Source organism: Flavobacterium sp., assembly GCF_046153165.1.
GTDB lineage: Bacteria > Bacteroidota > Bacteroidia > Flavobacteriales > Flavobacteriaceae > Flavobacterium.
The window spans coordinates 1-24,975 of sequence record NZ_JBJXEN010000075.1; the positions used below are offsets into that span (position 1 = coordinate 1).

The window sequence follows — 24,975 nt, forward strand, 5'->3', positions numbered from 1 at the left end:
GCTCTACTCCTGCTTGTTCTGATTTAAACTGATTTTTACCATTTTTTTCGAATTAAAGTGGTGGCACTTGTCCTTCTTGTGGAGTTCCTATTAGCACTCCGTTTTCATCTGTAAAAACGAGCTTTATTGGGATTTGCTTACTTGAAAAAGCGCCAAGATAGCTAGTTAAAATCACTTCCTTTTCTAATTCACTTTTATCAGCACTCCAAACATTATTTGAAGGATTTACGTCTGGCATTTTGTGATCAGGATCTAGTGTAATTGTTGCAATTTCTTCAGTAGAATTAGTTTTAAATACCCAAGACGTGTTGCGTTGCCATATCTCTACAGGAAGCTTCATACGACTCACGTTACCTGTTTTAGTTTTAATTTCTAGAACAACTGGCATAGCCATTTTTTCTAAATTTTCAATAGAAATTAGCGCTCCGTTTTTTGGATCATTTTTCAAGTATTTTATTTTAGTAATCCCTTGATCTAATCTCCAATTGTTAACAAACCAAGATCTCCAAAACCAATTCAGATCTTCTCCAGAAACATTTTCTATTGTTCTAAAAAAATCATCTGGTGTAGGATGTTTGAAAGCCCAACGCTCTGTATAAATTTTAAACGCTCTGTCAAATTTTTCTTTGCCCAATATTTGTTCACGCAACATTACCAATCCAATGGATGGCTTTTCGTATGCCAACAAACCTAAATTTTGTTCTTTCATTCCATCTGGAGCAGTCATGATAGATTCTAAATCTGAATTAGTTAGCATATTTGCGCCTCTTTGCAAATCTCTTACTCGAGATTTATATTCCCCATTATTAAACTCATTAGAACTTAACGTATTGATAAAAGTATTAAAACCTTCATCCATCCAAGCAAATAAACGTTCATTAGATCCCACAATCATTGGAAACCAAGTATGACCAAATTCATGATCTGTCACACCCCATAATTCTTCTCCTTTTGACTTCCAATCACAAAAAACGATTCCTGGATATTCGATTCCTCCTTCGTTACCTGCTACATTTATTGCTGCTGGATAAGGATATTCCAACCATCGTTTAGAATAATTTTCGATAGCAGCTTTTGTATATTCAGTAGCGCGACTCCAAGCCTCTTGTCCTGAACTTTCGACAGGATAAGCTGCAATTGCTATTGATTTTTTACCACTTGGCAAATTAATTTTTGCCGCATCAACTACAAATGCCGAAGATGAGGACCAAGAAACATCACGAGAATTTTTAATTTTAAAATGCCAATTTAAAGTTGATTTTCCAGTTGGTCTTGAAGAACTATTTGCTACTTCTTCAGCAGAACGAATTTGAATAGTTTTATCACTTTGTGAAGCTAATTTCCAACGTTTTTGTTGTTCTGTTGTATAAACTTCTGAAGGATTTATTAACTCACCCGAACAAACTACTATATGATTAGAAGGTGCATTTATTGTGACATCAAAATCACCATATTCTAAGTAAAACTCTCCCGCACCTAAATATGGTAATGAATTCCACCCTTTTACATCGTCATAGACACACATTCTTGGATACCATTGCCCCATAGTAAAAATTTTGCCGTTTTTAGTTTCTAAAACACCCATTCTGTCAGAACCAAAATCTGGAGATATAAATGAGAATTCTATTTTAAGTTTAACAGTTCCTCCATTTGATTTTAAATCTTGTGGCAAGAAAACTTGCATTCTAGTGTCCGAAATTTCGAATTTAGCATCAGTTTCAATTACTTTTCCATTTTGTGTCGATACAATTTTTATTGATTTTATTTTATGGCCGCCATCAAAAACTTGTCCTTTATCTCCGTTTCGACTTCCTGTTACTGGAATTACAGATTTCCCACGAGAATCATTCTTAAATAAATTCTGATCCACATTCATCCATAAAAAAGAAATTTTATCCGGACTATTATTTGTGTATGTAAGAATTTCTGACCCTATAATTTCATTTTTTTTTTCATTTAACGTTGCAGTCAATTGATAGTCGGCTTTGTTTTGCCAATACTTTGCACCTGGTTGCCCGCTAGCAGAATGAGTATCTGTTCCGTTTTTTGAATAAAAATTAGGTGCAAAAGCCGCTTGATAATCGTATTTTGTTGGTGATTTTACGGGTTGCTCTTGAGCTTGCACTGATGACATTCCTATAAATAAAGCCCATAGGAAAGCCGAAACAATAAATTGTTTTTTCATGATTTGATTAATTTTGATTGATGATTGATTTTCTTTATTTAAAAATAATCCTCTAAATAAAGATTTGTAATTTATTTGTCTAAATTTTTAGTCATATTGAAACCTACAAATAGTGATGCTCCGGCCATTGTGAAAATTGTTGCTGGATACAATCCGTTTTCATTTAATGAAGTGTAAGTAGTTAGTATCAGTGCGATAAAAGCACCTATTCCAATTCCCATTAATAAAAGTGCAAGATTTAATAATATTACTTTGTAAAACGAAGCGCCACCTTGACGACTACTCATAAAAATACTGGCATCGGCTCCCTTTTCGATAAGCGCTAAACGCTCTTTGTTTCTAGTTGATAAATAAAGATAAACAACTCCGAAAATTGCTAAAAATAAACTCATTGGTACTAAAATGTCTCCGCTCATGATTGATTGATTTAAATTGATTAATAATTAATGTATTCATAGGCTATGACGACAAGAGTTACATTTAGGTTACACAATTATCAAAATATTTTTTTTACACTAACTTGTAACCTAAATGTAACTCTTGTCGTCTTATCATTATATGGCCATCATAAACGATCAATATTACATCAATCAAATAATCGAAGGAAACTCGAATGCATTTGCTGTGTTGGTAGATCGTTATAAGGATTTAGTATTTACTTTATCATACAAAATGGTAAAAAACAGAGAGGAAGCTGAAGAAATATCTCAAGATACATTTATAAAAATATTTAAATCTCTGAACAAATTCAAAGGAGAATCTAAATTTTCAACATGGGTTTATAAAATAACTTATAACACTTGTTTGGATCGTTTAAAAAAGAACAAAAAAGAGAATAGTGTTGTTTATATAGAAGATTTCAGTGAACATCAAGTTAAAGCAATTGAAACCGTTTTTGATACTATCGACGAAAAAGAAAGGAATCAAAGAATTCAAGATTGTTTACTTTTATTACCCAGCGAAGATGCATTTTTACTAACTTTATATTATTTTGACGATCAATCTATAGAAGAAATTGCAAAAGTTGTTGATAGTAATGCTAATAATATTAAAGTAAAACTTTTTAGAAGCAGAAAAAAAATGGCTTCAATTTTAAAAGAGCGATTAGAACCAGAAATAGTAGAATATTATGAAAGCGAACGAAGATAAAAACATAGAAAAACTAGTAGATCACATCATGAAGGATGCTGTATTAGAATCTCCTTCGTTTGATTTTACCTCAAAAATTATGTCACAAGTATTGGCTACAAAAACTAGTGATGTGACTGTTTATAAACCATTAATTTCAAGAACAACTTTCATTGCAATTTTTGGCTGTATTATTGCACTATTTATTTATCTCTTCATTAGCGGAGCCCAACAAACAAATGGATGGTTTAGTCATTTAGACTTCAATTTACTTTACAACAACAAGCTGGCTTCTATATTTAAATTTTCTAAAATAACAACATATACGGTTGTTTTAACAACTATAATGTTATTTATACAAATCCCGCTTTTGAAAAATCATTTTGACAAACAATTGGATAAATAGAAGTCACTCTGCCAACAAAAAAACCCTCACATTACTGCAAGGGTTCTATTATCTAAAATTGAGATTCCTTCTTTCGTCGGAATGACAATTATGGTTTAGTATCTGTAATATTCTGGTTTAAATGGACCTTCAACTGGAACACCAATATAATCAGCTTGGTCAACACGTAAAGTTTCCAATTCAACACCTAATTTAGCTAAGTGTAACATTGCTACTTTTTCATCTAAATGTTTTGGTAACATATATACGTCATTGTTATAAGCTGCGCTGTTTTTCCATAATTCAATTTGAGCCAAAGTTTGGTTTGTAAATGAGTTACTCATTACAAAACTTGGGTGACCGGTAGCACAACCTAAGTTTACCAAACGACCTTCAGCCAAGATAAGAATATCTTTTCCAGCGATTGTATATTTATCAACTTGTGGTTTGATTTCAATTTTTGATGCACCGTGGTTTTTGTTCAACCAAGCCATATCAATTTCGTTATCAAAATGCCCAATGTTACAAACGATAGTTTTGTCTTTCATTTTTTCAAAATGAGAACCTAAAACGATGTCTTTATTTCCAGTAGTAGTAATAATAATATCAGCAGTTGTAATAACTGTGTCTAATTTTTTAACTTCAAAACCGTCCATAGCTGCTTGTAAAGCACAAATTGGGTCAATTTCAGTAACTGTAACAATAGAACCAGCACCTCTAAAAGAAGCAGCTGTTCCTTTTCCTACGTCTCCGTATCCACAAACGATTACTCTTTTTCCAGCCAACATAATATCAGTTGCACGACGAACAGCATCAACTGCACTTTCTTTACATCCGTATTTATTATCAAATTTCGATTTAGTAACCGAATCATTTACGTTAATAGCAGGCATTGGTAATGTTCCAGCTTTTACTCTTTCGTATAATCTGTGAACTCCAGTAGTAGTTTCTTCGCTCAAACCTTTGATTCCAGCAACCAATTCTGGGTAACGGTCAATAACCATATTAGTTAAATCTCCTCCATCATCAAGAATCATATTTAATGGTTTTCTATCTTCACCAAAGAATAATGTTTGTTCGATACACCAATCAAAATCAGGCTCATTCAAACCTTTCCAAGCATAAACTTGAATTCCTGCAGCAGCAATTGCAGCAGCAGCTTGATCTTGCGTAGAGAAAATGTTACAAGAAGACCAAGTAACTTCAGCTCCAAGAGCGATCAATGTTTCAATTAAAACCGCAGTTTGAATTGTCATGTGCAAACATCCAGCAATACGAGCACCAGCAAGAGGTTGTTCGTTTTTGTATTCCGCACGAAGCGCCATCAATCCTGGCATTTCAGCTTCTGCTAATTCAATTTCTTTTCTTCCCCAAGCCGCTAGAGAAATGTCTTTTACTTTGAAAGCCACATAAGGCATAGTCGCTGTACTCATATTTATAGTATATTTGTATTATAAAATTTTTGCAAATTTACGGAATAAGTTTATAAAAAAACTAATTTCAGGAATATTTATACATTGTTTAACGGTCTAATTTATAGACCACTAATTACTGTTTTTTCAGGAGCCATTTCCCGCTATCCGTTGCAATCTTTTCTTTTTTAAAGAAAAAAAGAAAAGGATTTTCACTGCTATCGGGGCTAAAAATCAATTACATAACATGCCTTTACATAAAATAATAACACACGATTCGGCAACCAAAATTTATATTTGGAAAATCGAAGAATCCTTCGAAGATTTATTTGATGAAGTTGTTCTTAACGACATAAACCTCATCAGGTTAAACACGATGAAATCCGAAATGCACCAGCGAGGATTTTTAAGCGTTAGAAAACTATTACAAGAAGCAGGTTATTCTGATTTTGATCTCCATTATGGTCAAGACGGAAAACCGCATATAAAACATTCCTTCGAAAAAACTCAAAACGAAAAATTTATTTCTATATCTCATTCTTTCGAATTTTCAACGATTATAATAAGCGACAAACCTGTAGGAATTGATATCGAATTGGCTAAAGAAAAAGTCTTAAAAATCGCCTCTCGCTTTATGGATATTTCCCATTTAGAAGGTTTATCAGAAGAAGATAAAATTAGAAAAGCAACAGTTATCTGGGGAATTAAAGAGTCCGTCTTTAAAATTAAAAACGAAAAAGGCATTAGTTTTCCAGATCATATTTTCGAAAACACATTTTTATTATCTGACAAAAAAGCAACAGCTCAATTATCTTTTAATAATCTAATTGAATCTTTCAATATATTTTTTGAAGAAATAGACTCGAATGATAGTCAAAATTATACTTTAGTGTATGCATTCGAAAATTAGAAGTAAATAAAATGAATCCTATTTACAATCAAATCTTACAAGCTAAGGCAAAAAACGAAAAATTACTTGCTATTCTTCTGGATCCTGACAAAATCGATTTAGATAGCATTCAACAATTAATCGAAAAAATCAAGCAATCGCCAGCGACACATATTTTTGTTGGCGGAAGTATCGTTACAATTAATATCATTGACGAATTAATTTTAAAAATTAAAGAAAATTGCCATTTACCTGTTGTGCTTTTTCCAGGAAATCCTTCGCAAATATCTAACAAAGCGGATGCAATTTTATTTTTGTCTTTAATATCAGGAAGAAACTCAGATTATCTAATAGAACATCAGGTAAATTCAGTTCCAATTTTAAATAAAACCAATCTCGAAATTATCCCGACAGGATATATTCTCATTGAAAGTGGCACAGAAACAGCCGTAGAACGCGTGAGCAAAACAAAACCATTAGACAAAAACAATCCAGAATATATTCTTCAAACAGCACAAGCTGGCGAAATGTTAGGCAACAAACTCATTTATCTAGAAGCAGGAAGTGGCGCTAGATTTTCTGTTTCTAAAGAAATCATCACATTGGTTTCAAAAAACATAAAGATCCCATTAATTGTTGGTGGCGGAATTAGATCTCTATCTGAAATTAAAAAAGCATACAATAGCGGAGCCGATTTAGTAGTTATAGGAACTGCTTTTGAAAATGATATTAATTTTTTTAACCAGAACCTATAATCTTAAAGATGCTAGAATATTTATTTTCTCAATATAAAGACTATCCAACCTATCAAATCACTCTAGAATTAGTTGCAATATTTTTTGGACTATGGAGTGTTTGGTGTGCAAAAAAGGACAATATTTGGGTTTTTCCCACTGGATTGATCAGCACATTTATATATGCTTATTTACTCTGGAAATGGGATTTATTAGGAGACTCCATGATTAATGGGTATTATTTTATCATGAGTATTTATGGTTGGTATCACTGGACTCGAAAAAAAGGAGACCTTGAAGAGTTTCCTGTTTCGGTAATAACAAATAAGGAGAAGATAATAGCACTTATTATTTTTGCTTTAACAATCATTTTTGTTGTTATTGTATATCTTTATTTTGGTAAATTTACCACTTGGTATTCTTATGTTGACACTTTTTTAACAGCAATATTCTTTGTTGGAATGTGGCTCATGGCAAAAAGGAAAATAGAAAATTGGATTTTTTGGATTATTGGAGATCTAATTTCAATTCCTTTGTATTTTGCAAAAGGATATACATTTACAAGTTTTCAGTATATAGTATTTACAATTATTGCCGTTTTTGGCTATTTAGAATGGAAGAAAATCTTAAACAGCAACAAAGTAACATCATAAAGATATCATTGTTTGGTCCTGAAAGCACGGGAAAAACAACTCTATCTAAACAACTCGCCGAACACTATAATACAGTTTGGATTCCCGAATTTGCTCGTGATTATCTTCAAGAAAAGCTAGATAAAACAGGTGAAATTTGTCTCGCCGAAGATTTAATCCCAATAGCTATAGGACAGACCAAATTAGAAAATGAAGCGCTATTAACTGCTAATAAATTTCTTTTTTGTGATACAAATTTATTGGTTACCAAAGTATATTCTGAGGCATATTATGGTTTTTGTGATCCCATTCTTGACAAAGCAGCCAAAGAACACGAATATGATTTGTTTTTCCTAACTGATATCGATTTGCCTTTCGAGCAAGATGATCTAAGAGACAGTCAGGAGAATCGAGATAAATTTTTTATTATTTTCGAAAAGGCTTTAATTGATAATAACAAACCATATATAAAAATTTCAGGCAATCAGGAACAACGATTAGAAAAAGCAATTTCGATAGTAAATGAGTTGGTCAAAGCTAAAGAAATGGGATTTTCTTCTCATGATTTTATTCAAATATATGAGCAAGGAATTCCTCTAGCAAATATTGAAAATCAAATAAATATTTTTCAAAGTGGAATCCCAAAAATAACATTACAAAGTCCTGCCACTTTACAAAATGGAATTTGGAAATTATCCGAATCTGAATTTACAGAAAAAGCACTTTTTTTTGATACAAAAAAATCATCTCTAAAGTTAGAGAAATTTGTTCCAGCATCTGGAGCAGCCAGTAGAATGTTTAAATTCTTAAATGAATTCTTAAATGATTTTGATATCGAAAAGGATACCATAAATGGTTATATTAATAAAAATCAAGCTTCAAGTCTTACTATTTTTTTAGCCGGAATGGAAAAATTTCCTTTTTTTGATGATGTACATCAAAAATTAAAGACTTCTTTCTCAGATTTTACTTTATGGAATAGAGACAAGAAAAATTATTACTTTATAAAATTTCTTGTTGAGTTAGAAAATTTTAATTTCGCAAACAATCCAAAAGGTATTTTGCCCTTTCATAAGTACGAAAATCATATTGCAACTCCTATTGAAGAACATCTAAACGAAAGTGCTAGTTACGCTTCATCAAACGGAATTTCCAATTTACATTTTACAGTTTCAGAAGAACATCAAAAGCAATTTGAACGTATCTTATCAAACGTAAAAAATAAAATAGAGTCCAATAATGATACTAAAATAAATATTAGTTTTTCTTATCAAAGCAAAAAAACAGATACACTTGCGGTTGATTTGAAAAACAATCCTTTTCGAGATGACGAAAATAAATTGGTATTTAGACCTGGCGGACATGGTGCTTTGATCGAAAATTTAAATAACATAGAAGCTGATATTGTTTTTATAAAAAACATCGACAATGTCATCCAAAATCATATTGAATCTATTTCTCTTTACAAAAAAGCATTAGCAGGAATTTTAATAGCATTACAGGATGAGGTTTTCACTCATTTAAAACAAATTGATACTAATTCTATCTCAGAAAAAGATATTGAAACCATTATTTCTTTTTCAAAAAACAAACTTAACATTGCAATTACAAGTGATTTTAATGAAATCCCATTTAATGATAAAATCACTTATATAAAAGAAATTCTCAACAAACCTATTCGCATTTGTGGTATGGTAAAAAATGAGAACGAGCCTGGTGGTGGCCCGTTTTGGGTTCGTGACACTAATGGGAATAGCTCCTTACAGATTGTAGAAAGTTCCCAAATAGATTTACAAGACGAAAAACAATTGCAATTATTTGAATCGGCTACTCATTTTAATCCAGTTGATATTGTTTGTGGTGTTAAGAATTATAAGGGAGAAAAAATTAATTTGCACAACTTTATTGATGAAAACAGTGGCTTTATAGTCGTGAAAAATAAAAATGGAAAAGATATAAAGGCTTATGAATTACCAGGCTTATGGAACGGCGCCATGGCAAATTGGCTTACTGTTTTTGTAGAGGTCCCACTTATTACTTTCAATCCTGTAAAAACGGTAAACGATTTACTAAAACCTACTCATCAACTAGAATAATGGAAACGGAAAAAATAAAATCTGAATTAATCTACAAAGCTGTAAGAAGCTCAGGTGCTGGTGGTCAAAATGTAAATAAAGTTTCCTCTAAAGTTGTTTTAAGTTTTGACCTACTAAATTCTCAATCCCTTTCGGAAGAAGAGAAAGAATTAATTTTAGTAAAACTATCTTCAAGATTAACTTCAGAAAAAATACTGATTTTAAACTGTGATGAAGACAGAAGCCAACTAAAAAACAAAGCCATTGTTACGAAAAGATTTTTAGATTTAGTTAAAAATGCTTTAATCATACCAAAAATCAGAAAAGCAACTAAAATTCCAAAATCTGTAATTAGAAAAAGGATAAAAGACAAGAAAAATATTTCTGAAGTTAAAAATAATAGGAAGAAACCTGATTTTGATTAAATTTATTTCTTAAACGCACTCAAAGCATTTTTAGTAAACTCTGACAAGACTAATTTTCCTGAAATGGCAGCCCTATCGTACAATAAAACATCCCAGTGAGAGGTGTTCTCCCAGAAAACCTTCTTCATTTCTTGCAAAGCTTCTGGATTATAAGAAGCTAATTTAGAAGCAAATACTGTTAATGTTGAATCTAAATCTTCTATCGATGTGAAAAGTTCTGAATACAATCCGTTTTCGAAAGCCCATTTAGCATTTTTCCAATCATGCGCCGCTAGAGTAAGTTGCGACATGGCTGTTTTTCCAATTTTCCTAGAAACTGCTGGCTCAATTACAAACGGACCAATCCCTATAGCGATTTCAGATAGTTTTACTGAAGCATTATCGGTAGCAAAAACATAATCACAAGCAGAAACAAGACCTACTCCTCCCCCAACAGCTTTACCTTGTATTCTACCAATAATTATTTTTTTGCAAGTTCTCATCGCATTTATAACGTTAGCAAAGCCACTAAAAAAAAGTTTCCCATCGTCAAAATTATCTATCGAAAGTAATTCATCAAATGATGCGCCAGCGCAAAAAGCACCGTTGCCACTACTTTTTAGGATTATTACCGAAACAGATTCGTTTTCACTCAATAAGTTTAACTCTCCTGTTAAATCCTTTAATAAATTACTTGGGAAAGAATTACTAGCAGGATGGCTAAAAGTAATTATTGCTATTTTATTATCAATTGTAGTTGTAATAAATCCGTTTTGGCTTAATGCATTCATTTGATTTCTTTAAAGCTGTAAATATAAAAATTAAACCTAAAAAAAACATCCGCCGAAGCAGATGTTGTATTTTTATTTTCCTTTATTAGCTTCCGAAACATATTTTTCTAAAGCCATTGTCATAGAAGGTGTTTCTGGTGTTGGTGCCAAAATATCTATTCTTAAACCATGCTCTAAAGCTTCTTTTTGAGTTGTGCTTCCAAAAACAGCAATTCGAGTATTATTTTGTTCAAAATCTGGAAAATTTTTAAACAATGATTTTATTCCTGTTGGACTAAAAAATGCTAATACATCATAATAAACATCTTTTAAGTCGGATAAATCGCTCATTACTGTTTTATAAAATGTTCCAGCAACCCAATCTACCTTCAGATTATTTAGAGTTTGAGGTATATCAGCGTTTAGTTGGTCTGACGATGGTAAAAGATATTTTTCTTCTTTATATTTTTTAAATAAAGTAGTCATATCTACAAAGTCCTTTTGTCCAACGTATATTTTACGTTTTCTGTACACAACATACTTTTGAAGATAAAATGCCACCGCTTCCGATTGGCAAAAATATTTCAAATCCTCTGGCACTTTGTAACGCATTTCCTCAGCCACCCTAAAAAAGTGGTCTACTGAATTTTTACTGGTTAAAATAATTGCAGTAAAATTGTTCAAATCTATTTTTTGTGTACGAACATCTTTTGCCAAGACTCCTTCCACATGTATAAATGGTCTGAAATCAACTTTTACCTTATGCTTATTTTGCAACTCAAAATAAGGAGAGTTCTCAACTTTTGGTTCTGGCTGAGATACTAAAATTGTTTTCACTTTCATACTTAAACATTTTCTAATGCACTACCTTTTAATAATAACATAATATATAAAATAATAGGGCGCAATTTCGAGTGCGCAAATATATAAAATAAAATAAAACAACTTACTTAATAATAAGTTTTGATAATTCTTTAAAGATATTAGATATGTTACCGCATTAATTATCAATAACATAATCATAACGCCAATTATCGCATAAGTATTCATTATATTAGTATAATACATGACAATATTGACTGGTAAAAGCAGCAATCCTATGTAAGTTCGATAACTAACTTTGAATAAATTAAACTGTTCTGTGAAATTTTCAATATTAAATGAAGTAGCAATTATCTTTTCTATCAGAAATTTTGAAAGTATAAAAAAACTTAAAAAGGTAAATATTTGTATAAATGTTATCCAATTTGTTTTAGATGTATAGCCAAAATAACTTAAAACCAATTGTAAAAAAAATGAGAGCGAAATAAGCTGCACTACAAACAACAAGACTGTAAACCAACTCATTAAGTTACTGCTGTCTTTATAAATTTTCAAATATTTATCATTAACTATTAAGTTTGTAAAATCTCTAAAACGATTTTCAAACGCAGTTTTTGTTACGGCAAGTAATAATAAAGCAACAATAAATAATATTGTAACCCAATCTTTACTTTCTACAATTCTAGGAATAAGTTCAGTTTTACTCATATTGCAAAATTACAAATTTTTTAAACTATTATTTAATTATAAATAATTTAAGAAACTCATTTGTGAAAAAGCTTATTTTTGCATCAGAATTTTACATTATGAGAGACGGAATTGTAATAATCCCAACCTATAACGAAATAGAAAATATCGAAACAATCATTCGAGCAGTATTCTCGTTACCCAAAAAATTTCACGTTTTAATTGTTGATGACAATTCGCCTGACGGAACTTCTAACAAAGTGATGGAGTTGCAACAAGAAATTGGTGACGGATTATTTCTTGAAACAAGAAAAGAAAAATCAGGACTAGGAACAGCCTATGTGCATGGTTTTAAATGGGCATTACAACATGATTACGAATATATTTTCGAAATGGATGCCGATTTTTCACACAATCCAGCCGATTTAGAAAAATTATACAATGCTTGTAATACTGATAAATCAGGAATGGCAATAGGCTCTCGTTATGTAACCGGTGTAAATGTTGTAAACTGGCCATTAAATCGAGTACTCATGTCTTATTTTGCTTCGGTATATGTACGATTTATCACTGGAATGAAAATTCACGATGCTACCGCTGGTTTTATTTGTTATCGAAGAGAAGTTCTAGAAACTATCGATTTAGATAAAATAAAATTCACTGGTTATGCGTTTCAAATAGAAATGAAGTATCGTACCTTTATAAACAACTTCAAAATCACTGAAGTGCCCATTATTTTTACAGACAGAACTAAAGGTGAATCAAAAATGAGCAATGCCATTATTAAGGAAGCTATATTTGGAGTAATTATGCTTCGAGTAAGAAGAATTTTCAATCGATTATAAAAATAAATTAAAAAGTTCTATACCGCATTCGAAAAAACAAAATAGAACAAAAATTAAAAATTTATGAAAGAATGGTTCAAATATGAATTTGGATACGTAAATATTAATTCAGAGAATTTGTTTTTAACAAACTCAGGGAATTGGAGCGAAACTGAAAATTTAACAGAAAAGACAAAAAAAATTTCGAATAAAAACAACAAGAAAAGTTCTTCCATTATAGAATTTATAATTCTTATACTTTGCCTTTTTGGATTTTTAATTTATAAAAATACATTAAGTGGAAAAACAGGAATGGCTCTTATTTTTATAACAATTGGTATGGGTTATAAACTATATGAATATTTGAAAACCGAAATTGGAGCAAAATTTAAAATTCCATTAGAAAAAATAACAGAATTAATCTTTTTGAAAAATAGTGTGGAAATAAATTTTATAGATGGAGAAGGTTTAAAAAGTAGCTATAAACTAAATAATATTAATGAAAAAGGAGAAAAAATCATGCATTCTATAAAAAAAACATGATGTATAATATTCTGTTTTAAGATATTATAAGTTCATAATTAATAGAAATTACAGAGCGTTCTGAGTTTTATCAAAAATTAAATACCCAAAAAAAATGAAACAAGTTTTAATTAAGAATGCAAAAATTGTCAACGAAGGAATCATATTTGAGGGCGATGTTCTTATTGAAAATGAATTTATTATTGAAATTGGAGAAAATATAAGTCCAAAATCGTCCGATTGCAAAATTATTGATGCCGAAGGAAATTATTTGATTCCCGGAGCTATAGACGACCAAGTGCATTTTCGAGAACCAGGACTAACCCACAAAGGCGATATCGCTTCAGAATCTCGTGCGGCAATTGCTGGCGGAATCACTTCCTATATCGAACAACCCAACACTGTTCCCAATGCCGTAACCCAAGAATTATTGGAGCAAAAATATCAAATTGCAGCCCAATCATCATATGCAAATTACTCCTTTATGATGGGTGCTACAAACGATAATTTAGAAGAGGTATTAAAAACAAATCCAAAAAATGTAGCAGGAATTAAAATTTTCTTAGGCTCTTCTACAGGAAACATGCTAGTTGACAATGAAGCCGTATTAGAAAAAATATTTTCAAGTACAAAAATGCTTATTGCCGTACATTGTGAAGACGAAACAACTATAAAAAACAATTTAGAAAAATACAAAGCAGAATATGGAGATGATATCCCTATGGAATATCACCATCTTATTCGTAGCGAGGAAGCGTGTTACATATCCTCATCAAAAGCAATAGCATTAGCACAAAAAACAGGAGCACGATTGCATATTTTTCATGTTTCAACAGCAAAAGAAACAACTCTTTTCTCTCACATTCCCGTTGAAGATAAGCAAATCACCGCCGAAGTTTGTATTCACCATTTGTGGTTTACTAACGATGATTACGCAAAAAAAGGCACACTTATAAAATGGAATCCAGCGGTAAAAACTCAAGCAGATAAAGATGCCTTATGGAAAGCTTTACTTGATGATAGAATTGATGTTATAGCCACTGACCACGCACCACATACATTAGAAGAAAAACACAATACTTATACTACGGCACCATCTGGCGGTCCGTTAGTTCAACATGCTGTTGTGGCTATGTTTGAAGCTTTTCATCAAGGAAAAATTTCGATTGAAAAAATTATTGAAAAAATGGCACATAATCCTGCTAAAATTTTTAAGATAGATCGTCGTGGCTTTATAAAAGTGGGCTATTATGCAGATTTAGCTATTGTAAACACAGGAATGCCATGGCGTGTAAACAAAGACAATATTTTCTACAAATGTGGTTGGTCTCCTTTTGAAGATTTTACATTTAAGTCTAGAATTACACATACTTTTGTAAACGGAGAGTTAGTTTTTCATAACTTTAAAACCAAAGAAATTCATTGCGGCAAGCGACTAGAATTTAACAGATAATATATGAAAAAAATTATTTTACTACTATCAGTATTAATTATTATTGGAGCTTGTTCTAATAAAAATGAAATTCCAAAACCTGCAAAACCAATAGACAAAGCGGTAATGGAAAATATTTTATATGATTTGGCTTTATTGCAGGCATTAAAAAGTTATAGTCCTGATAAATTGACAAAAAATAGTATAGATTCAAAAACATATATTTTTAAAAAGTACAAAATAGATAGCGTACAGTTTGTAGAAAACAATAAGTACTTCGCTTCAAATATTGAAACCTATAAACTAATGTTCGAAAATGTATCTAATCGACTACAAAAGGAAAAAAGTCAAATAGATACAATTCTAAATAAAGAATCGAAAATTAAAGCTAAAAAAATACGTGATTCGATAATAAAATCATCTAAAAAATCTAAAAAAGAAACTAAAATAATTGCTAAAGGATAGTTATTTTAAAGATTTTATATAATCTCCTATATCTTCAAAATGATAATTTAATTCTTTTAGGATTTTATTATTTGAATACAAATCGACGGAATGCAAGGAATTCGCTAAATCATTAGTCAAAGTTCTTTTTTTACCAAAAAAAGTTGCCAAAAACCAATCAGCTCGCCAAGCAAAATTGGTTAAAAATTTCCCTGCATACAGTTTTGGTTTCTTTACCTGTAGCATTTCGGCAATAGTAAAAACTATATCTTGATAGGTTTTGTTTTCAGAAACCAGAATGAATTTTTCTCCTACAACGTTGCTTTGCATTAGTAATAACAAAATATTTACTACATCATTTACCGAGACAAACCCGGTACTCCCTTTAGTATAAAAAGGCAAACCCTTTTTTACTTTGGTATAAATTTCTCCACTACCTTCTGTCCAAAAAAGCGGGCCAAGAATAACACCAGGATTTACAACAATTACATCAAGTCCTTCTTGTTGTGCACGCCAAACTTCCATCTCGGCACCATATTTAGAAATAGCATAATCACTATGCTGCATTTCTGGATTCCATTCACATTCTTCTGTAACAATCGTTTCGTGAGGTGCTAAATCTCCCAAAGCAGCAATAGAACTCACATAACACAGTTTTTTTATTTTAAAATCAATACAAAAACTAATAATGTTTTGAGTTCCTTCTATATTTATTTTTCTAAGATTTTCTTCATCTTTCGGGTCGAAAGAAATTAAAGCAGCACAATGATATACATAATTAACATCCTGAAAAGCAACTTCCAGAGAAGGAATATCTAAAATATCAGCTTGGCACCAATGTATTTTGGCAAACAATTCTTGTTTATTATAATATTCGAAAACTGTTTTTACTTTTTGCTTTCCGTTTTCATCTCTATATAATGCTTTCACCTTTTGATCTTGCCCTAATAAATGCAAAACCAAATGTGAACCTATCAATCCTGTTGCTCCTGTAACTAAAATCATTTTATAAAATTACGAATTACAAATTACGCTTTTTTTCGATTAACCGATTAAACAAATGAACATAAAACTTTATCTTTGCCAAAATTGATTTTTAAAATGAAGAATTTAGTTGAAGAATTAAAATGGAGAGGCTTGTTTCATGACATGATGCCTGGAACCGAAGAACAATTAACAAAAGAATCTACTACCGCATATATAGGTTTTGATCCCACTGCCGATTCCTTACACATAGGAAGCATGGTTCAAATCATACTTTTAGTTCATTTGAAAAATTTTGGACACAAACCTATTGCCTTAATAGGTGGTGCGACTGGAATGATAGGAGATCCTTCAGGAAAAAGCGACGAAAGAAATTTGCTCGACGAAGCCACTTTAAATAAAAATGTTGCAGGAATAAAAGCCGTTTTATCTAGTTTTTTAGATTTTAATGCTACCGATACAAATGCCCCAATTTTAGTAAATAACTACGATTGGATGAAAGATTTTTCGTTTATAGATTTTGCTCGTGATATAGGAAAAAGAATCACGGTAAACTATATGATGAGTAAAGATTCTGTCAAAAAACGCTTGGGAGCAGAAGGAGAAGGTATGTCATTTACAGAGTTTACTTACCAGTTAATACAAGGTTATGATTTTCAGTATTTGTACAAAAATTATAATTGTTTGTTGCAAATGGGTGGCTCAGACCAATGGGGAAATATTACCACAGGAACCGAATTAGTTCGTAGAATGAATGGTGAAGGAGCAAAAGCTTATGCACTAACTACGCCACTAATTACAAAAGCTGATGGTTCTAAATTTGGAAAATCGGAAGGCGGAAATGTTTGGCTAACTGCTGATAAAACTTCGGTTTATAAGTTTTACCAATTTTGGTTAAATACTTCCGATGAAGATGCTGAGAAATACATCAAAATCTTCACTTTTTTAGATAAAAATACGATTGATGGTTTGATTGAAGAACATAAAGCCGCACCACATTTACGTGTTTTGCAACGCAAATTAACTGAAGAAATCACAATCCTAGTTCATGGGAAAGAAGAATTAGAAAAAGCAATAAAAGCTTCCAATATTTTATTTGGCAATTCTACCTCTGATGATTTGAAAGGATTAGACGCAGCAACTTTTCTAGAAATTTTTGATGGTGTTCCTCAAGCTGAGATTTCAAAAACTGATATTGAGTCTGGAATAAACATTGTTGATGTTCTAAATGAAAAATCTGGATTTATGAAATCTAATGGTGAAGCGAGAAGAGCACTTACGGCTAATTCTATTTCGGTAAATAAAGAAAAAGTGACGGAGGAATTTATACTTACATCAAAAGATGTGATAAATAATCAGTTTGTATTATTACAAAGTGGCAAGAAAAACTATTTTGTTCTAAGAGTAAAATAAACAAGTTTGTTTTTTAAACAAAAAGGGGTTGGCAATTACACCAAACCCTTTTTATTTAAAAACTAAATCAAACAAATTTACAAATAAATATTCCCCAAAACATTTACTTGTAAATCAAGTATTTTATTTTTGAAATTTAAAACTTACATCTCCTGCATAATAAGTTGTTTGAGGAGAATTAGGTATTGCCTGAGCAGTTCCTGATGCAAAAGAATACCCTGTAACTTTAATATCACCTACCGTAAAAGGATAAGTAACTGCAGTACCATCTGTTTTTCTGTGATCATACCAGTCATTACTATTGAAAGTAATAAAATACTCTTTATCTTTTATAAGACTTAAAGCAGTAATAACTTTAGTCACTTCTACTCCAGCTGTTGCCACATCTATAGTTTCTGTTCTAAGTACTGTTCCTGCTATTTTATCCCATATAGTAACTCTCATTCCAATATGAGTATCTGGAATTTTTGCAACAATAGCAGTCATTGTACCATTTACTAAAGGAGTAAAAGAATAACCAAATTCATAATCTCCTGAATCTACACGATTTGTTAACTTTTGATCAAATCCTGAAGCAGTTAAATAACCTGCTAAGGGATTTTGTTCTGGAATAACAACTACTGGTGTTGGCTCATCATCTTTACTACAAGAAATTGCTAAAATTGCGATTGCTAAAATTGCGATTGTTGTTTTAATTGTTTTCATAATGTATTATTTGTTTAATATTTAGGCAAAGATGCGCTTGCATTATTTCTTAAAAAATCACTAATAGACAAACGACGTTTTAAATAGACAGACAACAATTAATTAATTTAAATTTCTTATTTTTGATAAAAACATCAATTACAGGTTGAAAAAATTAAATTGTATAATTATAGATGATGACGAAATCGACAGATTGACGGTAGTCTCCTATGCAAAAAGATTTTCTAACCTAAATATTTTAGGCAGTTACGAATTAGCGGAAGATGCTTTAGCAATTATTGAAAGAGAAAAAGTAGATATTCTTTTTCTTGATATTGATATGCCTGGTTTGAACGGACTCGAATTAAGAAAAAAAACACTCGATATTCCTATTTGTGTCTATATTACTGCTCATCCCGAACATGCTGTAGAAAGTTTTGAATTAGAAACATTAGATTTTATTGTAAAACCAATAAAATTTGACCGTTTTGCCCAAACCATGAGCCGTATTGAAGAGTTTATGGAAATAAAACACAAAGCTCAACTCTTTGAAGCAAGTATTGGTGGTGATACTATTTATATAAAAGAAGGTCATGAACAAACAAAAGTAAAATTACATGATATTTTATATCTCGAAGCTTTAAAAGATTATACTCTCATAGTAACTAATCAGAAAAGACATTGTGTTTTGTCAAGTATTGGAACGTTATTAAAAGAAAACCATTTTCAATCTTTTATAAGAATACATAGAAGTTTTGCTGTACAAAAACAATTTATTCAAAAAATAAATTCACAAGAAATTTTATTAAATAATAACATTTTAATTCCCGTAGGAAGAAGTTATAAAGATAATTTGAATTTTATTCTATGAGAAAATTTATATTTTCGTTATTAATGATAATTTCATTGATTTCTTATTCACAACAAGAACCCAATCTTTCAAAATATAAAACTCAAAAAGAAAAACTTCAAATTTGGGAAGATTACTGTAAGAAACTAATTGATGATGAAAAATACAAGCGACTAGTTACTATTGCAAATCAAGGTCTTATTTTATCTAAAAACGACGATTCTTTTTTATCTAAATTTTATTACTATAAAGCATATGGGTTTGAGTATGACAATAATAACTACAATGATGCTGTAGGTTGTTATGAGAGTTCTTGGAAATATGCAAAAAAATCAAAACAATTAAAATCTGAAACGCTTGCCATCATGCGTCTTAATTATTTGTATTATTCTACAAAAGAATTTAGTAAAAGAGATAGCTTAATAAATTACATCAAAAAAATATTAGATACTACAAAAAACATTTATACTAAAGGTATTCTTAACGGAAGTTTGGGCGAGTATTATTTAGACAAATCATCTTACGAAAAATTTATTTTTTACAAAATAAAAGCAATCGAATATCGAAAATTATTTCCAAAAAGCGATCCAAATAACAACGATAATATTGGAATTTCTTACGAACAAATAGCTGGTGGCTATATAAAAATGAAACACTATCAGAAAGGGATAGAATATACAAATTATGCAAAATCATATATTAATAATTCTTCTAATGCAACAGCATTTTTATACAACAACTACATACAATGTTATGTAGCGCTCAAAAAAATAGATAGTGCTCAAAAATACTACAGAGACATTTACAATCTGGTGAGCAAAAATGATTCACTACGATTAAATATAAGTCTTGCGAATCGAAGTATCGCAGAATATTATTTAGAGAATAATCAGATTCAAAAAGCTTACAGTTATTCTAAAAAAGCATTAATTCTTGCTGAGAAATCCAATGATGAAGAAATTCTCATGGAGGCAAATATGATAATGGGGAAAGTTCTTTACAAAAAAAGAGATTATAAAAACTCGATTGTAACACTCAACTCAGCATCAAAATTTGCATCAAGCTTCGATAGAGAATATTATGCAGACATAAACAAAACACTTTCTAAAAGTTATGCAGCATTAGGCCTTTGGCAAAAAGCATACATTTATAACAATATTTATAGTCAAAGTAATGATTCGATACAAATGGAATCTTCAAAACAAAATATTGCTAACGCTGAAGCTAAATACCAGAATAAAACCAAGCAACAAAAAATAAATATTTTATCTACTGAAAATACGCTTAAAAACCTACAAATAAAAAATGCTAATCGGCAACGTTTTTTTTATATTTCAGGAATATTACTCATAACCATTATAGGGTTTTTGATTTTTTACCAAAGCAGAAATCGTAAAAAAACAAATGAAAAACTACAACTATTAAATACCGAACTTGACCTAGCTAATAAAACAAAAGCACGATTTTTCAGTATCTTAAATCACGATTTAAGAAGTCCGGTTTCCAACCTAATTCATTTCTTACATATTCAAAAAAACAACCCCGAATTACTTGATATAGAAAGTAAAAAAAGAATGGAAAATAAAACCATTGCAGGAGCAGAAAATCTACTTAATTCGATGGAAGATATTTTACTTTGGAGCAAAGGACAAATGGAAAGTTTCAAACCACAATCTAAAAACATTACTATACATTCCATTTTTGATGACACAAAAAAACATTTTGAAAGCGAAGAAAAAGCAACAATTATTTTTGATAATCCTGAAAAAATAGAACTAATTACCGATGAAAATTATCTAAAAACCATTATCAGAAATTTTACTGGAAATGCTATAAAAGCATTATATAAAACAGATAATCCTACTATAATATGGAAAGCTTGGCAAGAGAAAAACGAAATATTCTTATCTATTTCTGATAATGGTAAAGGCGCGTCTAACGAACAATTTAAAGCACTTTATGATGAAACAGAAGTTGTAGGTATCAAAACTGGACTAGGCTTGCACTTAATAAGAGATTTAGCAAAAGCTATTGATTGTGAAATTAAAGTAGAATCTAAATTGAATCAAGGAACAACATTTGTGTTGAGTTTTAAATAAAAAAGTCTGGCTTTCGCCAGACCTAAAGTGAAAACTAAAAAATTTAACCTACTTTATAATATTAAATTCAACTCTTCGATTTAATTTTTTACCATCTTCTGATTTATTTTCAGCTTTTTCTTCTACTTTACGCTCCACAGTTCTTGATATAGCATCGATAGCTTTATCTCCCGAATTTTTAACTAGGCTTGACCTTGAAAAGAAAGTAGTAGAAATCCTATGATTATAAACTTTATTCGCGAATATTCAATTGTTGGCACACTTCACTATATGACATTAACTTATAATTAGGTTGGCTTGTTTTGGCCGAAACACCTCCAGGTATTAGAATATATCGAAACTGAAGCGATGTTGGAATTGAAACACCTCCGGAACCATCGTGTTTAAATCGAAATAATTTGATATTGTTTAATTCTGGAAAAAAAGTCAATGTGTTTGCACTTCCTCCTGCATAAGAAACATAGGGTAATGGAAAAACTGTTGTAGAAAATTTTCCATATACTAAAACAGTTCCTTTATCTAAAATTTCTTGCGTTAGTTGCGTGGCAGTAATTGATGTAGTATTACCATTTGTACCATCAATAGTTGTTGCTGTCGCTGTTGGTGCACTAGCCCAGTTGCTATACATAACATTGGCAGTACCTGTTGCTCCCACTGGTCCTATAGCACCATCTTCTGGTTTGCTACAAGAAATTGAAAAAATTGCGATTGCTAAAATTGCGATTGTTGTTTTAATTGTTTTCATAATGTATTATTTGTTTAATATTTAGACAAAGATGCGCTTGAATTATATATTAGAAAATCCCTAATAGACGAACGACGTTTTAAATAGACAGACAACAATTATTAATTTAAATTTCTTATTTTTGATAAAAACATCATTTTAGTGCCATCAATTATTGTTGCGGTCGTAGCAGAGGCAGTAGTCCAATAACTATAAATAAGATGGGAAGTTCCTGTTTCGCCTTTTGCGTTTAACCATCTTCTGGTTTGCTACAAGAAGTTGATGAAATTGTAATTACGAGTATTGATTTCAGTGTTTTCTTAAAAATTTAATTAAATGTTATAAAAATTGAGTTTGCAACTGCATTTTTAGATCCGTCTGTTAGATTTGTTGCAATACCATTTTTCCACATTTTTGCTGTTAAGATCGTTCCAGAAGTATCGTATTCATATCCTACAGCATAAACATCATTATTTACAACAAATATTGAGGTTGCACTCGCACTTTTAGTTTCATCTGAAAGATTTGTTGCTACGCCGTTTTTCCAGACTTTAGCTACTGTTCTGCCCGATGCATTTGCTTCATATCCAGATACATAAACATCATTTTCAATAACACTTATATCGGAAGCAGAAGCATTACGAGTTCCATCAGTTAGATAGGTAGGACCAGACCCTTCTTTCCAGTACTTAGCTCTGTAAATTCCAAAAGAACCTGTGTTTTCTCGAGCGGAGTAGTATTTTATACCATTACTAACGGATACTGAAGTAGCTATTTCATCTTTGGTGCCATCCGAAAGATTTTGAGCAAAACCATTTTCCCAGTATTTAGCTATAGATCTTGTGCCAATTAATTCGTTACCGCAAACAATAATATTATTTCCTGACATTGTAATTCCTCTTGGAATAGAAGCTTCTAATCCGTTTCCTAAAACCTGAACCGTTCCGTTTTTCCAAATTTTAGCGATATTATTCACGCCATTAGATTCATATCCTGCTGCATAGATATCATTTCCTGACACATAAATACATTCTATAGATGCATTCTTTGTTCCGTTTGTTAAACCATAAGTGGTTGAAGTCGCTCCATTTTTCCATACTGTAGCAATGCCATTTGTTCCATTATATTGATAACCACCCGCGTAAACTTCGTTGTCTACAGCAAAAACCGATGTTGCGCTTGCACTTTTTGTACCATCAGTTAAATTTGTTGCAACACCATTTTTCCAGATTTTAGCAACATTTATTAAACCATTAGCTTCTGACCCACAGATATAAATATCTTTTATCGTTTTAGCTGTTTCGACTATTGGTGTTTCATCTTTGCTACAAGAGATTGTGAAAAATGATAAAATGGTAATTACGAGTATTAATTTTAATAACTTCATTGTGATTTATTTGATTTTTAAATTGAATTTTAATTAGTCTTTATAAAAAATTAATTCGCCAGAGACGATTCCTTTGCCTTTTAAATCATCGGCATTAAACATTTCTGATGCGGTCAGCACAACATCTTTAAAGACACATTTAATTTCGTTTCCGCTTTCGGTAAACTGTAAATTGCCTTTGGTGTTTTCAGAACCCCAAGCATTCATTTTGTTATTGGGCAAACCTTCGGCAAAACTTACGGCAACTTCATCTTTTGGACTTTTGCCTTCGGCTAAATAATTTTTTGCATTTATTTTATAAATGATTCCACTTTTTGGAAAATCTTCACCGTTAAAAGTCATCGTAAATACTTTCGCTGGATTGGTCTTGTCTTTTACGGCAATAGTAAGTTCGTCCATCGAGACTAGAGCGCCACAAACCCCTTCGGTTATCAGTTCTTTGCCGTTACAGGTTAATGTTATTTTTCCTGTACCTTCCTTGGCAACAACCTCTGTGTTTGCCTTTGCCTCATTTACCACATCATTAACTGTTGTTGTATCTTCTTTTTTACAAGAAATAAATATTGTAATTACTAGAATAAGTATCGCTAATTTTTTCATAGTCGTTTATTTTTTGATTCAATTATTAAACAAACTTGAACTTAAAACTACCTTGACTTACCTGTAAAGTCGTTGAGCGATTAGACACTTTGTAAGTTGTAAAAGAGAATGTTCCTGTATAATATCCGTTTTCGATTTTAGTGATGTTAACCGCATTTATTTGTGGAGTTGTGTTTACACCATTATTTGTATCATAGTTATCGCCACTAACATGTTTATATTTTAATATCTCTGTAGGATAAGTTCCTGATACTTCATATGATTTCAAGTTCACTGCATCAAAATTTTTAAGCTGCATGTTTATTTCCATTGAAGGCGTTGAACCTGAAACAAAATTACCGTCAGATGTATTTAAATATAAAATTGACCCAATTTTGAAAGCTTGAATACTTGCAGTATTTCCTGCATTATTCCCCGTATTATAACTAAAATCACCCGCTTTACAAGTTAGATATTCTGAATAATCATTAGAATTAAAAACCACTGATTGTTCTAAAATTGGCTCATCATCTTTGTTACAGGAAATAGTAAAAAGGCTTAGCGTTGCAATTGTAAAAATTGTTTTTAGGGTTTTAATAACCATTGAAATTTTACTTTTTTGATATTCATTAATAGTTGATTTCATAATATTTTTTTTGAATGTTTAATTTTAATACAGCAAAGTTGCAAAAGTCATTTGCATCATAAAACCACAAAAGGACGAACGACATATTAAATACACGAACAACACTTTTGCAGTAAAAATTCTTATATTTGATTTTAAAAATATTCCTTTTATGAAACCTTTTGACTGCATAATAGTTGACGATGACGAGATGGATAGGCTTGTAGTTGTATCGTATGCCAAAAGATTTCCTACGTTAAACATTGCTGGTATTTTTAACTCTGC

General features: G+C 30.9%; 27 protein-coding genes. 14 read left to right on the forward strand and 13 right to left on the reverse strand.

The window, feature by feature from the left end; translation table 11 throughout:
- Positions 1 to 52 precede the first annotated feature (52 nt).
- On the reverse strand, positions 53 to 2,185 hold the full coding sequence (locus ACKVOV_RS08790; protein ID WP_409206389.1) for a M1 family metallopeptidase: 2,133 nt from the start codon (positions 2,183 to 2,185) through the stop codon (positions 53 to 55).
- A gap of 71 nt (positions 2,186 to 2,256) precedes the next feature.
- The gene (locus tag ACKVOV_RS08795; RefSeq protein ID WP_409206390.1) at positions 2,257 to 2,601 is read right to left on the reverse strand and encodes a DUF6249 domain-containing protein; all 345 of its coding nucleotides are present in this window, start codon (positions 2,599 to 2,601) and stop codon (positions 2,257 to 2,259) included.
- A gap of 142 nt (positions 2,602 to 2,743) precedes the next feature.
- Between ACKVOV_RS08795 and ACKVOV_RS08800 the strand changes: the two genes are divergently transcribed.
- Positions 2,744 to 3,334, forward strand: coding sequence for an RNA polymerase sigma factor (locus tag ACKVOV_RS08800; RefSeq protein WP_409206391.1), 591 nt, complete (start codon positions 2,744 to 2,746; stop codon positions 3,332 to 3,334).
- On the forward strand, positions 3,315 to 3,719 hold the full coding sequence (locus ACKVOV_RS08805) for a hypothetical protein (protein WP_409206392.1): 405 nt from the start codon (positions 3,315 to 3,317) through the stop codon (positions 3,717 to 3,719). Before ACKVOV_RS08800 ends, ACKVOV_RS08805 begins: the two co-directional genes overlap by 20 nt.
- Positions 3,720 to 3,814: 95 nt before the next feature.
- Here ACKVOV_RS08805 and ahcY read toward each other — a convergent pair whose 3' ends face one another.
- Entirely contained in the window at positions 3,815 to 5,131 is a 1,317-nt protein-coding gene (ahcY, locus tag ACKVOV_RS08810; RefSeq protein ID WP_409206393.1) for an adenosylhomocysteinase, read from the reverse strand.
- A 226-nt stretch (positions 5,132 to 5,357) separates the two neighbouring features.
- On the opposite strand from ahcY, the gene ACKVOV_RS08815 reads away from it, so the two are divergent.
- Genes ACKVOV_RS08815 through arfB form a run of 5 tightly spaced genes read left to right on the forward strand, consistent with a single transcriptional unit; the run spans position 5,358 to position 9,865 of the window.
- Positions 5,358 to 6,020 (forward strand): 4'-phosphopantetheinyl transferase family protein, encoded by a 663-nt coding sequence (locus ACKVOV_RS08815; protein WP_409206394.1) that lies wholly within the window; start codon positions 5,358 to 5,360, stop codon positions 6,018 to 6,020.
- An 11-nt stretch (positions 6,021 to 6,031) separates the two neighbouring features.
- Positions 6,032 to 6,754 carry a geranylgeranylglyceryl/heptaprenylglyceryl phosphate synthase gene (locus ACKVOV_RS08820; protein ID WP_409206395.1) on the forward strand — a complete coding sequence of 241 codons (723 nt, stop codon included), beginning with the start codon at positions 6,032 to 6,034 and terminating at the stop codon, positions 6,752 to 6,754.
- The gene (pnuC, locus tag ACKVOV_RS08825) at positions 6,754 to 7,386 is read left to right on the forward strand and encodes a nicotinamide riboside transporter PnuC (protein WP_409206414.1); all 633 of its coding nucleotides are present in this window, start codon (positions 6,754 to 6,756) and stop codon (positions 7,384 to 7,386) included. The genes ACKVOV_RS08820 and pnuC overlap by 1 nt, the downstream gene beginning before the upstream one ends.
- A complete protein-coding gene (locus ACKVOV_RS08830; RefSeq protein WP_409206396.1) occupies positions 7,347 to 9,461 on the forward strand; it encodes a DUF4301 family protein in 2,115 nt (704 codons plus the stop codon). The genes pnuC and ACKVOV_RS08830 overlap by 40 nt, the downstream gene beginning before the upstream one ends.
- Entirely contained in the window at positions 9,461 to 9,865 is a 405-nt protein-coding gene (arfB, locus tag ACKVOV_RS08835) for an alternative ribosome rescue aminoacyl-tRNA hydrolase ArfB (RefSeq protein WP_409206397.1), read from the forward strand. The genes ACKVOV_RS08830 and arfB overlap by 1 nt, the downstream gene beginning before the upstream one ends.
- Before the next feature lie 2 nt (positions 9,866 to 9,867).
- Here the strand turns inward: arfB and ACKVOV_RS08840 are convergent, their stop codons facing one another.
- The 3 genes from ACKVOV_RS08840 to ACKVOV_RS08850 all read right to left on the reverse strand — a co-directional run bounded on the left by ACKVOV_RS08840 (position 9,868) and on the right by ACKVOV_RS08850 (position 12,144).
- Positions 9,868 to 10,635 (reverse strand): enoyl-CoA hydratase/isomerase family protein, encoded by a 768-nt coding sequence (locus ACKVOV_RS08840; RefSeq protein ID WP_409206398.1) that lies wholly within the window; start codon positions 10,633 to 10,635, stop codon positions 9,868 to 9,870.
- 72 nt (positions 10,636 to 10,707) lie between these two features.
- Positions 10,708 to 11,457, reverse strand: coding sequence for a uroporphyrinogen-III synthase (locus tag ACKVOV_RS08845; protein ID WP_409206399.1), 750 nt, complete (start codon positions 11,455 to 11,457; stop codon positions 10,708 to 10,710).
- A gap of 21 nt (positions 11,458 to 11,478) precedes the next feature.
- Entirely contained in the window at positions 11,479 to 12,144 is a 666-nt protein-coding gene (locus tag ACKVOV_RS08850; RefSeq protein WP_409206400.1) for a DUF4271 domain-containing protein, read from the reverse strand.
- Between the two features lie 98 nt (positions 12,145 to 12,242).
- Between ACKVOV_RS08850 and ACKVOV_RS08855 the strand changes: the two genes are divergently transcribed.
- From ACKVOV_RS08855 to ACKVOV_RS08870, 4 genes are all read left to right on the forward strand, one after another.
- Positions 12,243 to 12,968 (forward strand): polyprenol monophosphomannose synthase, encoded by a 726-nt coding sequence (locus ACKVOV_RS08855; RefSeq protein WP_409206415.1) that lies wholly within the window; start codon positions 12,243 to 12,245, stop codon positions 12,966 to 12,968.
- Positions 12,969 to 13,031: 63 nt separating this feature from the next.
- Complete coding sequence (locus ACKVOV_RS08860; RefSeq protein ID WP_409206401.1) at positions 13,032 to 13,490, forward strand: hypothetical protein; 459 nt, start codon at positions 13,032 to 13,034, stop codon at positions 13,488 to 13,490.
- 94 nt (positions 13,491 to 13,584) lie between these two features.
- A complete protein-coding gene (locus ACKVOV_RS08865; RefSeq protein ID WP_409206402.1) occupies positions 13,585 to 14,922 on the forward strand; it encodes a dihydroorotase in 1,338 nt (445 codons plus the stop codon).
- A 3-nt stretch (positions 14,923 to 14,925) separates the two neighbouring features.
- A complete protein-coding gene (locus tag ACKVOV_RS08870; protein WP_409206403.1) occupies positions 14,926 to 15,366 on the forward strand; it encodes a DUF4296 domain-containing protein in 441 nt (146 codons plus the stop codon).
- On the opposite strand, the gene ACKVOV_RS08875 is transcribed toward ACKVOV_RS08870, so the two are convergent.
- Positions 15,367 to 16,350 (reverse strand): NAD-dependent epimerase/dehydratase family protein, encoded by a 984-nt coding sequence (locus ACKVOV_RS08875; RefSeq protein ID WP_409206404.1) that lies wholly within the window; start codon positions 16,348 to 16,350, stop codon positions 15,367 to 15,369.
- A 96-nt stretch (positions 16,351 to 16,446) separates the two neighbouring features.
- Between ACKVOV_RS08875 and tyrS the strand changes: the two genes are divergently transcribed.
- On the forward strand, positions 16,447 to 17,742 hold the full coding sequence (gene tyrS / locus ACKVOV_RS08880; protein WP_409206405.1) for a tyrosine--tRNA ligase: 1,296 nt from the start codon (positions 16,447 to 16,449) through the stop codon (positions 17,740 to 17,742).
- A 123-nt stretch (positions 17,743 to 17,865) separates the two neighbouring features.
- Here the strand turns inward: tyrS and ACKVOV_RS08885 are convergent, their stop codons facing one another.
- Positions 17,866 to 18,447 carry a hypothetical protein gene (locus tag ACKVOV_RS08885; RefSeq protein WP_409206406.1) on the reverse strand — a complete coding sequence of 194 codons (582 nt, stop codon included), beginning with the start codon at positions 18,445 to 18,447 and terminating at the stop codon, positions 17,866 to 17,868.
- Between the two features lie 145 nt (positions 18,448 to 18,592).
- On the opposite strand from ACKVOV_RS08885, the gene ACKVOV_RS08890 reads away from it, so the two are divergent.
- Together ACKVOV_RS08890 and ACKVOV_RS08895 are read left to right on the forward strand one after the other, a co-directional pair.
- Positions 18,593 to 19,297 carry a LytR/AlgR family response regulator transcription factor gene (locus ACKVOV_RS08890; RefSeq protein ID WP_409206407.1) on the forward strand — a complete coding sequence of 235 codons (705 nt, stop codon included), beginning with the start codon at positions 18,593 to 18,595 and terminating at the stop codon, positions 19,295 to 19,297.
- Positions 19,294 to 21,375: an ATP-binding protein gene (locus ACKVOV_RS08895; protein WP_409206408.1), complete on the forward strand. Its 2,082-nt coding sequence runs from the start codon at positions 19,294 to 19,296 to the stop codon at positions 21,373 to 21,375. Before ACKVOV_RS08890 ends, ACKVOV_RS08895 begins: the two co-directional genes overlap by 4 nt.
- A gap of 232 nt (positions 21,376 to 21,607) precedes the next feature.
- Here the strand turns inward: ACKVOV_RS08895 and ACKVOV_RS08900 are convergent, their stop codons facing one another.
- From ACKVOV_RS08900 to ACKVOV_RS08920, 5 genes are all read right to left on the reverse strand, one after another.
- A complete protein-coding gene (locus ACKVOV_RS08900; protein ID WP_409206409.1) occupies positions 21,608 to 22,120 on the reverse strand; it encodes a hypothetical protein in 513 nt (170 codons plus the stop codon).
- Between the two features lie 307 nt (positions 22,121 to 22,427).
- Positions 22,428 to 23,486, reverse strand: coding sequence for a hypothetical protein (locus tag ACKVOV_RS08905; RefSeq protein WP_409206410.1), 1,059 nt, complete (start codon positions 23,484 to 23,486; stop codon positions 22,428 to 22,430).
- Positions 23,487 to 23,519: 33 nt separating this feature from the next.
- The gene (locus tag ACKVOV_RS08910) at positions 23,520 to 24,086 is read right to left on the reverse strand and encodes a hypothetical protein (RefSeq protein WP_409206411.1); all 567 of its coding nucleotides are present in this window, start codon (positions 24,084 to 24,086) and stop codon (positions 23,520 to 23,522) included.
- Positions 24,087 to 24,111: 25 nt separating this feature from the next.
- Positions 24,112 to 24,711: a hypothetical protein gene (locus ACKVOV_RS08915; protein ID WP_409206412.1), complete on the reverse strand. Its 600-nt coding sequence runs from the start codon at positions 24,709 to 24,711 to the stop codon at positions 24,112 to 24,114.
- A gap of 24 nt (positions 24,712 to 24,735) precedes the next feature.
- Positions 24,736 to 24,975, reverse strand: a 240-nt coding sequence (locus ACKVOV_RS08920; RefSeq protein ID WP_409206413.1) for a hypothetical protein, incomplete at its 5' end; no start/stop codon positions are given.

Coding starts and splice junctions, on each gene's coding strand:
- ACKVOV_RS08800 (WP_409206391.1), top strand. CDS start 2,744: ATGGCCATCATAAACGATCAATATTACATCAATCAAATAATCGAAGGA.
- ACKVOV_RS08860 (WP_409206401.1), top strand. CDS start 13,032: ATGAAAGAATGGTTCAAATATGAATTTGGATACGTAAATATTAATTCA.
- ACKVOV_RS08840 (WP_409206398.1), bottom strand. CDS start 10,635: ATGAATGCATTAAGCCAAAACGGATTTATTACAACTACAATTGATAAT.
- ACKVOV_RS08805 (WP_409206392.1), top strand. CDS start 3,315: ATGAAAGCGAACGAAGATAAAAACATAGAAAAACTAGTAGATCACATC.
- ACKVOV_RS08845 (WP_409206399.1), bottom strand. CDS start 11,457: ATGAAAGTGAAAACAATTTTAGTATCTCAGCCAGAACCAAAAGTTGAG.
- ahcY (WP_409206393.1), bottom strand. CDS start 5,131: ATGAGTACAGCGACTATGCCTTATGTGGCTTTCAAAGTAAAAGACATT.
- ACKVOV_RS08850 (WP_409206400.1), bottom strand. CDS start 12,144: ATGAGTAAAACTGAACTTATTCCTAGAATTGTAGAAAGTAAAGATTGG.
- ACKVOV_RS08900 (WP_409206409.1), bottom strand. CDS start 22,120: ATGAAAACAATTAAAACAACAATCGCAATTTTAGCAATCGCAATTTTT.
- arfB (WP_409206397.1), top strand. CDS start 9,461: ATGGAAACGGAAAAAATAAAATCTGAATTAATCTACAAAGCTGTAAGA.
- ACKVOV_RS08875 (WP_409206404.1), bottom strand. CDS start 16,350: ATGATTTTAGTTACAGGAGCAACAGGATTGATAGGTTCACATTTGGTT.
- ACKVOV_RS08830 (WP_409206396.1), top strand. CDS start 7,347: ATGGAAGAAAATCTTAAACAGCAACAAAGTAACATCATAAAGATATCA.
- ACKVOV_RS08820 (WP_409206395.1), top strand. CDS start 6,032: ATGAATCCTATTTACAATCAAATCTTACAAGCTAAGGCAAAAAACGAA.
- ACKVOV_RS08815 (WP_409206394.1), top strand. CDS start 5,358: ATGCCTTTACATAAAATAATAACACACGATTCGGCAACCAAAATTTAT.
- ACKVOV_RS08915 (WP_409206412.1), bottom strand. CDS start 24,711: ATGAAATCAACTATTAATGAATATCAAAAAAGTAAAATTTCAATGGTT.
- ACKVOV_RS08870 (WP_409206403.1), top strand. CDS start 14,926: ATGAAAAAAATTATTTTACTACTATCAGTATTAATTATTATTGGAGCT.
- ACKVOV_RS08895 (WP_409206408.1), top strand. CDS start 19,294: ATGAGAAAATTTATATTTTCGTTATTAATGATAATTTCATTGATTTCT.
- ACKVOV_RS08795 (WP_409206390.1), bottom strand. CDS start 2,601: ATGAGCGGAGACATTTTAGTACCAATGAGTTTATTTTTAGCAATTTTC.
- ACKVOV_RS08790 (WP_409206389.1), bottom strand. CDS start 2,185: ATGAAAAAACAATTTATTGTTTCGGCTTTCCTATGGGCTTTATTTATA.
- ACKVOV_RS08855 (WP_409206415.1), top strand. CDS start 12,243: ATGAGAGACGGAATTGTAATAATCCCAACCTATAACGAAATAGAAAAT.
- ACKVOV_RS08885 (WP_409206406.1), bottom strand. CDS start 18,447: ATGAAAACAATTAAAACAACAATCGCAATTTTAGCAATCGCAATTTTA.
- ACKVOV_RS08910 (WP_409206411.1), bottom strand. CDS start 24,086: ATGAAAAAATTAGCGATACTTATTCTAGTAATTACAATATTTATTTCT.
- tyrS (WP_409206405.1), top strand. CDS start 16,447: ATGAAGAATTTAGTTGAAGAATTAAAATGGAGAGGCTTGTTTCATGAC.
- ACKVOV_RS08905 (WP_409206410.1), bottom strand. CDS start 23,486: ATGAAGTTATTAAAATTAATACTCGTAATTACCATTTTATCATTTTTC.
- ACKVOV_RS08865 (WP_409206402.1), top strand. CDS start 13,585: ATGAAACAAGTTTTAATTAAGAATGCAAAAATTGTCAACGAAGGAATC.